Raw genomic sequence first — 11,099 nt, 5'->3', positions numbered from 1 at the left:
AAACTTATTCTCAAGCTTACTCAAAGAGATTAAAAAAGGAATAAACTATTCTATTCTATAAATAGGTTTTATATAAAAGCACAAAAGATACTCCACTAAAAACTCAACAATAAGATTACTTTGACACCGACATGATGATGTCATGACTTAGTCAAGACACTCTCTTAACCCTGATAAAATGATTGAATGACGCAGTAGTAAATAAGGGAGTTTATAAACTTTATTTTATCTCTTATTGAGTTCATAAAATAGCAATTTTCAATTTATGATAATTAAATTTCAGACTATAAAAAAAGTGAGGCTACCACTTATAGGAAGCCCCACTTATCTCTATTTCTTATTCTTATATCTGTTATTTAAAATCGAAATTCTTTTCTACATAATTAATAAATGCCTGATTCAATAACTTCACTCCTCCTGTAGTAGGATAATCACCCGTGAAATACCAATCGCCTTTATGATTAGGGCAAGCTTCATGTAAGCCTTCTATAGGCTGATAAACTATTTCCAATTCGGCATGAAGATTAGCGGGTTTAACAATATCTGCTATTTTATCAGCTACTTCAGTATCTGTAAATGGTGCATAAATATCTTTCACATAATTGACCATTTCTTGGCGAGGCTTATTAATTTGTGCTTTTGATTTTTTATAAGCATCTTCTATGACACTCACCTTGCCTTGTTCTTTTAATAGTTCTACAGCGGCAAGGAAAGCAATAAACTCATCCATTCGTGTCATGTCGATACCATAGTAATCTGGATACCTCACTTGAGGAGAAGAGGAAACCACTACTATTTTCTTGGGGTTCAATCGATCTAGTATGCTAAGAATGCTTTGCTTTAAAGTAGTACCTCTTACTATACTATCATCAATAATAACTAAATTATCTTCTCCTGCTACCAAGCTACCATAAGTTACATCATACACGTGAGTAGCTAAATCGTTTCGACTATTACACTCAGCAATAAATGTTCTCAACTTGATATCCTTAATAGCTACTTTCTCAGAGCGAATACGGTGTGATAAGATCTCTTGCATTTGTTCTACAGTAGGCTTATTACCTAAAGCTGCAATTTGTCTGGCTTTATCTTTATTTAAATAGATATCTAATCCCTCAAGCAAACCATAGAATGCAACTTCTGCTGTATTAGGAATAAAAGAAAACACAGTATGATCTAAGTCGTCATCTATAGCCTTCAAGATAGAAGGGATAAGCATCTCTCCAAGTCGTTTTCGTTCTTTATAAATATCGACATCACTACCACGAGAAAGATAAATACGCTCAAAAGAACAAGCCTTATTTTCATGTGCTTTTAAGATATTTCTAAAACGGATTTTTCCATCTTTGCTAATTAGCATGGATTGTCCAGGGTTTAGTTCTTTCACATCTTCGGCACGGACATTTAATGTTGTTTGGATTACAGGTCTTTCTGATGCCAAAACAACAATCTCATCATCCATATAATAAAAAGCTGGTCGAATACCCCATGGGTCACGCAGTGCAAAACTTTCGCCACTACCTGTTAACCCACACATAACATAACCACCATCCCAATCTTTGCAACTAGAACGAAGTACATTGGCTGTTTCTATATTCTTCTCAATATAATTGGTGATAGCCATGCCAGTATGGCCTTCTGCTTCTGCTAAATCGAAAACTCTTTCCACTTCTCGATCCAAGCGATGCCCCATCTGTTCAAGAAGAATATAAGCATCTGCATATTTACGTGGATGCTGTCCAATCGCAGTAATGCGTGTAAAAATCTCATCTAAGTTGGTCATACTAAAATTACCACATAGAGCCAGATTCTTTGCTCTCCAATTATTACGACGCAAGAAGGGGTGTACATATTCAATACCTACACGCCCCGTACTATTATCACGAAGGTGTCCCAAGAATATTTCTCCTGCAAAAGGGAGGTTTTTCTTAGCCCAAGCAACATCATTCAGTTTTTCGGAACTTAATCCATTAAAGTTAGAGTGAACGGTAGTAAAGATTTCAGTAATAGCGTTGGAACCTAAGGCTCGCTCTCGGAACATATACTCTTCTCCAGGCTCTGTTTCTAGTTTAACACAGGCTAAACCAGCTCCATCTTGCCCTCTGTTATGTTGCTTTTCCATAAGCAGATAGAGCTTATTGATGGCATACATCCAAGTTCCATACTTTTCTTGATAATACTCTAGAGGTTTGAGTAGGCGAATCATGGCAACGCCACATTCATGTCTTAGTTCTTTCATTGTAGGTTAGCAATAAATCGTCCGCACATAGGCAGAATTAAAGGAATAAATGTCTTGTGAAAACGATTGTACATTGAACAATAAATTAGAATAATTTAAAGTCTATCTAAAATAATTGCTATTATATATAGCAGTACCTTCTAGACAGCACGCACAAAATTAATGAAATTAAGTGAGTTACTCGTATAATATATGTTTTTTTTAAAAGAAATATTAGTCAATATATTTCAAATTTGAAAGCATAAAAAAACCGCTAACATAGAGAATAATCTCTTTGTCAACGGTTTTATTTTGTTGTATTTATTTCCTTATTAACCTATTTAAGAGTTTAATTTTGCAAGTATAAAATTTATATTTTAACCCTTAAATTATAGCCTTCCCTTTTCAAAGCTCTCGCATCAGTATAATACTATGATGCCATACGCAATAAAGTAGGAAGCTCAGCAGCCGTGATGTCTTTGGCTATAATCACGCCATCTTCATCCAATAAGTAATTTTTAAATCCACGATCTAATTTATACGTCTTATAAATCGTAGATTTGTTACCATCTGGCACTAAGTAACAATTAGATGTATTTATATTATCAATACGTAATGTCTCTTTATATATTGACGAAAACTCATCAAAAGAGATAGAGACCATCTCAATACTGAGATCAGTTGACTTTAGCACATTGCTCATTTTTATATTTTGCATCCGGGATTGTGCATCGTAACTGGCCCAGAAACTAAGTAATACATATTTTCCTTTGACGTCAGAAAGAGAAAAATCTGCATTATTTGCTTTATTTGATGTAGGTTCGATATCAATATCAGGGGCTACATCACCCACATTCAAACCTCCGGTAGATTTGCCTTTGTCTACAAAAGAAGTCAAGGAACTTGCTAGTAATACAACAAAAATCCATTTTACATGTCTCATGTAACTCGAATTTAGTTAGTACTATCCGGGCCTGCCGAAACAGTGGTTTCATCCCGAAATATTATTTATCACGAAGGCACTTATACCTATAAATGTATTGATTATCAGTACCTTCAATTTCGAAACCGACTACAAAGGTATGGAATTAAAATACTAACTTCCAAATAATTAATACTAATAAACACTTTATGTAACTTATTAAAGCAAGCATAAAACTCGACTATCAGCTTATTTTCGCTACTTTTGTAAAGACAAAAAATAATTTGGAAAATGGAAAATAAAGGTTCGAAATTAATTCAAATTCGTATCGCAGGTGTTGATAGACCTGGCTTAACGCATATCATTACTCAGACATTGGCAGACTTTAATGCAACTGTTCTAGATATTGGTCAAGCAGATATTCATCAATCTATGACACTCGGAATTCTTTGTCAAATTGACAAATCAAAAGAAGATGATTTGTTATCAGAATTAAAAAAACAGAGCCATTTACTAGGAGTTCAATCTCATTTCCAAAATATTTCTGAACACGATTATAATTCCTGGGTAAACCAACAAGGTAAAAACAGATATATTCTTACGCTTCTTGGACGAAAAATTACGGCCCAACAAATTGCAGAAACTACACAGATTATTATTAAGCAAAAGCTTAATATAGATACGATTAAAAGACTAACGGGTAGAATACCTCTCGATGAAACGAAATCAAACATTAGAGCTTGCGTTGAATTCTCTCTAAGGGGTACTCCATTAAACCCAACACAAATGCAAAAAGAGCTTATGGCTCTATCTCGCAACTTGGGTGTAGATTATTCTTTACAAGAAGATAGTATGTATCGCCGAATGCGTCGGCTTATCTGTTTTGACATGGACTCTACACTTATTCAAACAGAAGTAATTGATGAATTGGCTATGCGAGCAGGTGTAGGAGATCAGGTAAAAGCGATAACAGCTAGTGCCATGCGTGGGGAAATAGACTTCAAACAAAGTTTCAAAAAAAGAGTTTCTCTTCTCAAAGGGCTCGATGAAAGTGTTATGATAGAAATTGCTGAGAATCTACCGATAACGGAAGGTGTTGATAGATTAATGTATGTACTCAAGAAACATGGTTATAAAGTGGCTATTTTGTCGGGAGGGTTCACTTATTTCGGTAAATATCTGCAAAAAAAATATGATATAGATTATGTATATGCCAATCAATTAGAAATAAAAGAAGGCAAATTAACGGGGCATTATTTAGGTGAAATAGTGGATGGACAAAGAAAAGTTGAATTACTTCATGAAATAGCAGCAAAAGAAAAGGTAGATATTGCCCAGACCATAGCTGTAGGTGATGGAGCAAATGACCTACCAATGCTCAATGAAGCAGGACTTGGTATTGCTTTTCACGCCAAGCCCAAAGTAAAAGAAAATGCAGAGCAATCTATCAATACAATAGGTTTAGATGGAGTACTCTATTTCTTAGGCTTTAAAGATTCACACTTAGAAGATTTAGGACGCTTATAAACCCTCTTTCCTTTTTATTTATAGTTGTAGAAACAAAAAGCATCAACTTACTTTGTAGCTCGCTACATTAACTATTATCTTTGTATAAAAAGAGAAAATACATATTATGAAGTTTTCCGAACTCAATTTACACGATAGCGTTCTTGAAGCTCTCGATGCAATGAATTTTGAGGAGTCAACTCCTATTCAAGAAAAAGCTATTCCAATCATCTTAGAAAACAAAGATTTAATTGCAGTAGCGCAAACAGGTACAGGTAAAACTGCTGCCTTCTTATTGCCTATACTAGATAAGCTATCGGAAGGGAAACACATACCAGATAAAGTCAACTGCATCATCATGTCTCCCACTAGAGAACTCGCTCAACAAATAGATCAACAGATGGAGGGCTTCTCCTATTTTCTATCTGTCTCGAGTGTGGCTATATATGGAGGAAGTGATGGCATTGCTTTTGAACAGCAAAAAAGAGGTCTTACAATGGGAGCCGAAGTAGTTATCGCAACTCCAGGCAGACTATTGTCTCACCTAAAACTCGGTTATGTTGATTTGTCTGAAGTGAAACACTTCATACTTGATGAAGCAGATAGGATGCTTGATATGGGCTTCTTTGATGATATTATGCAAATTGCGCAATATTTACCCAAGGAGAGACAAACTATAATGTTCTCCGCCACCATGCCCGATAAAATTCAAAAACTAGCACAGAACATTCTTCACAATCCAGAAGAAATAAAATTAGCTGTATCCAAACCTGCCGAAAAAATACTCCAAGCCGCTTATGTATGCTATGAAGGCCAAAAACTAAATATCATCAATGATCTATTCTCTAAAAGTAAATCAGAGAAATCTCTTGTTTTTGCTTCTTCTAAAGCTAAAGTTAAAGAAGTAGCTAGAGCGCTAAAAAAAATGGATCTAAAAGTAGGAGAAATTCACTCTGACCTAAATCAAAAGACTAGAGAGGAAATGCTCCAAAACTTCAAAGCTGGCAATATAGATATATTAGTAGGAACTGATATTATTGCTCGAGGAATAGATGTAGATGACATTCGCTTAGTGATAAATTACGATGTACCCAATGACAGTGAAGATTATGTACATAGAATTGGTCGTACTGCTAGGGCAAACAATGATGGTGTTGCAATAACCTTTGTCAACACAAAGGATCAACAAAACTTTTTGGAAATCGAAGATTTTCTAGAAAAAGACATTTTTAAGATACCTATTCCTACAGAATTTGGTGACGCTCCTGAATATACTCCCAAAAGGAGAACACAAAGTAATAAAGGAGGATTTAAAAAGAATAGAGGATCTAGAAGGAAATAAGGATTTATCAAAAAAAGATGGATGAATTTAGATCATTTTAAAACATAAAAAAAGGCGTTGCAACGCCTTTTTCTGTATCTAATTTATTTTCTATTCCATCTTCAACTCCTTCAGTGCTAAACTCATTTTTCCCTCGAAACTGATTGTCACTGATATTAGATTATGAGTAAAACTTTCTGGAATACCTAGCCGTGCAGTAAAATGATAGCCATTTTTATCTACCCCATCAAAATCCATATCAGCTAAAACAGCTTGTTCATAAAAAGTATCAGTAACTAAGGATTGAAAATCTTTTTTCAACACATCTCTAGCAAATAGACTATTTTGTCCTTCATAAACACAGATATGGATTACGTTATCATAAAAAATATTATCAATACGTATTCCTTCATCTGAATAAGTAGGTTTATTAACCTTCATTGTAGATGGATTAATATAAACATACCCTCTATATCTTCGGTCATTATAAAAGACTACAGAATCTTTCTGAACAACTTCCGTATAAATAGGAATAGGTTCGGGTGGGAAGTTATCCATAAAAAACAAAGAATCTTCTAAATTTTCTGACTTATACAATTTTACAATTCGATCAGATAAAGAGTGAAACCAAAACTCATAAGGAGATTGCTTATCTATTTTATAACTAACAACATCATAACCATAAGTATACAAACTATCTTTTACAATCATAAACTCCATAGAAGAATCAGATTGATCTATAAAACGCAATGTATCTCCTTTTACTAATAGAAGAGGTGTACCTGAATCATCATCATACCATACTCCTTGCAACAACTCTTTAGCCTGCATATTTTCTTTCAGTTTAGGTTTAACACCATCTCCCTCTTTCTCTGAACCTGTTTTTTGTCCACAAGAGAAAAGAGACATAACCAAAAATAAGAGTAATGTTAATTTCATCAGATAATCTTTATATACTAAATATAGATAATAATAATTGTAATCTAAAGGAAAGAGAAGCAATTCATAAGTTATTCATCCTCACAAATAATAATATTACAAACCAATGCAAAAATAGTCAAAACCATTCTCTTCTAGCTCTTCCTTTTCATAGATATTCCTTCCATCAAAAAGAACAGCATGATTCATTGTTTTCTTAACTACAGCCCATGAAGGCAAACGGAACTCTTTCCATTCGGTTACCAACATTAAAGCATCAGCTTCTAACACAGCTTCATAATGATCTTTAGCATAAAATACAGCATCACCAATTCTTCTTTGACATTCATCCATTGCTGCAGGATCATATACTCTAACTTTACAACCCGCTTTTAATAGTAAATCTATAATTACCAGAGAAGGGGCTTCACGCATATCATCCGTTTCAGGTTTGAAAGACAGCCCCCATAAAGCAATGGTTTTTCCTTTTAAGTCGTCTTTATAATAATCCTTTAACTTATCAAATAAAACTCGTTTTTGTCGTTCATTCACTGCATCTACAGCTTCAAGAACCTCCAGGTTATATTTATTTTCCTGCCCTGTTCGGATTAAAGCTTTAATATCTTTAGGGAAACAAGATCCACCATAGCCTATGCCTGGATATAAAAATTTACGACCTATACGAGTATCTGAGCCAATACCTAATCGCACCATATTCACATCAGCGCCAACCAACTCACATAAATTAGCAATATCATTCATAAAGCTAATACGAGTAGCAAGCATGGAGTTTGCTGCGTATTTAGTCATTTCAGCTGAAGCAATATCCATAAATATAACTCGGAAGTTATTTAATAAGAATGGCTTATAAAGCTTTGTCATTATCGACTTAGCTTTGTCTGAGTCAATCCCTACAACTACCCTATCAGGACTCATAAAATCAGCAATGGCATTACCTTCTTTTAAAAATTCAGGATTAGAAGCCACATCAAACTCTATTGTCGCATTTCTTTTTGTCAACTCCTCTTGTATAGCCTGACGTACTTTTATAGAGGTTCCTACAGGTACAGTACTCTTAGTAACAACCAAAAGATGTTTATTCATATTACAACCTATAGTACGGGAAACTTCAAGAACATACTTTAAATCTGCACTACCATCTTCATCTGGTGGAGTTCCCACAGCAATAAAGACAACAGAAACTTCATTCAAACATTGAGTTAAATCTGTGCTAAAATGAAGACGCCCAGCTTCTACATTTCTCTTAACTAAATCTTCTAAACCATTTTCATAAATTGGAACATCTCCTCTTCTTAAAGATTCAATTTTATCTATATTGGTATCAACACAAGTTACATTTACACCAATTTCGGCAAAACAAGTCCCGGTTACTAACCCCACATATCCTGTTCCAACAATCGCTATCTTCATATTTATATAATCCTAATTATATTCAAGTACCTTATATTTTATACAGCATAACTACAAGTAGGCCAAATAATTAATGAAATATTTTACCATATAATAGTTAAAGGCTAGACAAAAATAGAAAATATAATCGACTATACATTTTTTTATCTGCAAAATCATCGAGATAATACTCTGCTAAAATTATGATACTTAAATACATTTTATTATCTTCCTCATATATCTCTTAGAACAACATCGCATTCTTATATAACCTTATAAATATACTGTTCCAAAGAGTTAATTAAACCTTAGATGAATACAGGAGTCATCAACATTTTTTGTTTATAACTTATTTAATTTTTTGATGGCTTTATAAAATAAAAAGCACTATTTTTGCACCATGAATGAATTGGCACGACATTTACACAAATTACTTTTAGATAGTGATTTTGCAATCATACCTGGCTTTGGTGGCTTTATAGCACACTATAGGCCAGCCATAAGAGATCAGAAAAACAATCTCTTCATACCTCCTACTCGCACCATTGGCTTCAACGATCAGTTAAACTTAAATGATGGCTTACTAATTCAGTCATATATGGCTGTTGATAAGATTAGTATGCAAAAGGCTCAACTGTTAATAACCGAAGCTATTGATAATCTACGTAGTACACTAGAGGAAAATGGAATAGCCGAGCTAGAAGGTATTGGTACATTGTATTGTGACGCTAATAATAAATATTCATTTAAAGCAAGAGAAAATGCTTTAGATTGTCCTCTTTTGTATGGACTAAAATCTTTTGAAATGCTAGAAATCAATCAGATACAAGCTAGCTATTTACATAAGGATTTGTTTACAGACAGTAAAAAGACTCAACAAAAGGAAACTTTCATCCCAACTAAAACTACTTCTTTTGGATATATTGGCACCGTTGCTGTTTCATTCATTGCTATAATGTCATTTTTCTTATTTTCAACTCCAATTGAAAATACAGAAATCATTGATGCAAACTATGCCAAAGTAGTTCCCACTGAATTATGGAGTCATTCTAAGAAGATTAATATTACTACTACTCCCCTTCATGTAGAAGAATCTACACCAGAAGTAAAACTAGAAGAAGAAGAGATATCTCCTGAAACAATCACTATTTCTCGTATCACTCCTTCAGAAAAAGAAGTATTAGCAGAAAGAAGTATTCCGGCAGAAGAAAGTAGTAACTCTATACAGCCTATAGTTAAAACAGAAAACAAGCCTTTTCATATCATTGTCGCAAGCTCTATAAAAGTATCGCATGCTGAGGATCTTGTTAATCAATTAAAAGAACAAGGCTATGCAGAAGCTCAGGTTTTAAGCAAACAAGGACCCACAAGAGTAAGTGCTGCATGCTTTACAACTAAGGAAGAAGCATATCAATTATTATCTAAAGTAACAGAAAACTCTGCTTACCAAAATGCTTGGGTTTTTCAAGCAAACTAAATATAGCTTATGAAACGAGTACGTTGTCCCAAGTGTGATCACTATCTTTATTTTAATGAGAAAAAATATGAACCAGGTCAATCTTTGGTTTTTGTCTGCGATGAATGTGGAAAACAATTTCGCATTCGCTTAGGTAAGAGTTCTCTTAAATCAACACGAAAAGACGAAGTACTATCTCCTGATAATATAGATGCTCCATTTGGATATATTTCTATCATAGAAAATGTATTTACTTTCAAACAGCTGATTCCTCTTCAAGAAGGAGAGAACTTAATAGGACGTCGTTCACCTGGATCATCAGTTACAATTCCAATTGAAACTGGCGATATGAGCATGGACAGAAGGCATACAGTAATACATGTAGGGAAAAACAAAGAAAATAAACTGGTATTTACTATATGGGATAATGACAGTATGACTGGTACATTCCTAGGGGCTGACGAAATATTACCAGGTGACAAAAAAATCATTGAACCAGGCCAAGTAATTACTACAGGAGCTACAACATTTATCCTTTACACAAAGGATGAAGACAATCAATAGCTTAAGATAACAGCAGCATCTTATTATCTTCTTTTATGCTTTGGGGTCAACGATTCCAAAAATATTCTTGTACCTTTGCGTTACATTTTAATATTTAAAAGAAGAAGTTAAATTATGATGAATAACTGGTTTGAATGCAAAGTACGCTATGAAAAAATGATGGAAAATGGCGTTAGCAAAAAAGTTTCAGAACCTTATCTTTTCGATGCACTAAGCTTTACTGAAGCTGAAGCAAGAATTATAGAGGAAATCACTCCTTTCATTTCTGGAGAATTCACAGTTTCAGACATAAAAAGAGCCAAGTATAGTGAAATTTTCTTTAGCTCTGAAGAAGCTGCAGACCGCTGGTTCAAATGCAAAATCACATTCATCACACTTGATGAAAAAAGTGGAGCAGAAAAAAAATCATCAACTTATATGCTAGTTCAAGCTGCAGATTTAAGAGATGCAATTAAAAAACTAGATAAAGGTATGGAAGGCAGTATGGCCGACTACCAAATTTCATCAGTAGCAGAAACTCCTATTATGGATGTTTACCCCTATAAAGGTGCTGATAAACCTGAAGTTTCACTAGAATCAACAGATCAAGAATAAATAGATTTTTATAATATGAGTATTACTACAAATCTGAAAGAGATACAAAAACAAATTCCTGAAGAAGTACGCTTAGTTGCTGTTTCCAAATACCATAGTGTAGATGATATTCGCGAAGCTTACAACGCAGGACAACGTATCTTTGGTGAAAGTAAAGCTCAAGAATTAATAGCTAAACACGAAGAACTTC

Annotated in this window: 9 protein-coding genes and 1 pseudogene; 6 read left to right on the top strand and 4 right to left on the bottom strand. The window is 34.0% G+C overall.

The window, feature by feature from the left end:
- Positions 1–352 precede the first annotated feature (352 nt).
- Together K8V80_RS10185 and K8V80_RS10180 are read right to left on the bottom strand one after the other, a co-directional pair.
- Positions 353–2,239, bottom strand: coding sequence for a hypothetical protein (locus K8V80_RS10185; protein ID WP_006744391.1), 1,887 nt, complete (start codon positions 2,237–2,239; stop codon positions 353–355).
- A 409-nt stretch (positions 2,240–2,648) separates the two neighbouring features.
- Positions 2,649–3,161, bottom strand: coding sequence for a thioredoxin family protein (locus tag K8V80_RS10180; RefSeq protein WP_276777656.1), 513 nt, complete (start codon positions 3,159–3,161; stop codon positions 2,649–2,651).
- Positions 3,162–3,431: 270 nt separating this feature from the next.
- Between K8V80_RS10180 and serB the strand changes: the two genes are divergently transcribed.
- Together serB and K8V80_RS10170 are read left to right on the top strand one after the other, a co-directional pair.
- The gene (gene serB, locus K8V80_RS10175; protein WP_276777654.1) at positions 3,432–4,667 is read left to right on the top strand and encodes a phosphoserine phosphatase SerB; all 1,236 of its coding nucleotides are present in this window, start codon (positions 3,432–3,434) and stop codon (positions 4,665–4,667) included.
- 106 nt (positions 4,668–4,773) lie between these two features.
- A complete protein-coding gene (locus tag K8V80_RS10170) occupies positions 4,774–5,988 on the top strand; it encodes a DEAD/DEAH box helicase (RefSeq protein WP_006744388.1) in 1,215 nt (404 codons plus the stop codon).
- 90 nt (positions 5,989–6,078) lie between these two features.
- Here K8V80_RS10170 and K8V80_RS10165 read toward each other — a convergent pair whose 3' ends face one another.
- The gene (locus K8V80_RS10165) at positions 6,079–6,906 is read right to left on the bottom strand and encodes a DUF4738 domain-containing protein (protein ID WP_006744387.1); all 828 of its coding nucleotides are present in this window, start codon (positions 6,904–6,906) and stop codon (positions 6,079–6,081) included.
- Positions 6,907–7,002: 96 nt separating this feature from the next.
- Positions 7,003–8,316 carry a UDP-glucose dehydrogenase family protein gene (locus K8V80_RS10160; RefSeq protein WP_276777650.1) on the bottom strand — a complete coding sequence of 438 codons (1,314 nt, stop codon included), beginning with the start codon at positions 8,314–8,316 and terminating at the stop codon, positions 7,003–7,005.
- A 379-nt stretch (positions 8,317–8,695) separates the two neighbouring features.
- Between K8V80_RS10160 and K8V80_RS10155 the strand changes: the two genes are divergently transcribed.
- From K8V80_RS10155 to K8V80_RS10140, 4 genes and pseudogenes are all read left to right on the top strand, one after another.
- On the top strand, positions 8,696–9,772 hold the full coding sequence (locus K8V80_RS10155; protein ID WP_276777649.1) for an SPOR domain-containing protein: 1,077 nt from the start codon (positions 8,696–8,698) through the stop codon (positions 9,770–9,772).
- Between the two features lie 9 nt (positions 9,773–9,781).
- Positions 9,782–10,315, top strand: coding sequence for an FHA domain-containing protein (locus tag K8V80_RS10150; RefSeq protein WP_276777647.1), 534 nt, complete (start codon positions 9,782–9,784; stop codon positions 10,313–10,315).
- Positions 10,316–10,426: 111 nt separating this feature from the next.
- Entirely contained in the window at positions 10,427–10,909 is a 483-nt protein-coding gene (locus K8V80_RS10145; RefSeq protein WP_040310123.1) for a DUF4494 domain-containing protein, read from the top strand.
- Positions 10,910–10,924: 15 nt separating this feature from the next.
- Positions 10,925–11,099 (top strand): annotated as a pseudogene (locus K8V80_RS10140) (YggS family pyridoxal phosphate-dependent enzyme); the annotation flags it as partial.

The organism is Bacteroides coprosuis (assembly GCF_020741705.1).
GTDB lineage: Bacteria > Bacteroidota > Bacteroidia > Bacteroidales > Bacteroidaceae > Bacteroides_E > Bacteroides_E coprosuis.
The sequence above is the reverse complement of the archived record's forward strand: the minus strand, read 5'-3'. Positions and strand labels throughout refer to the sequence as shown.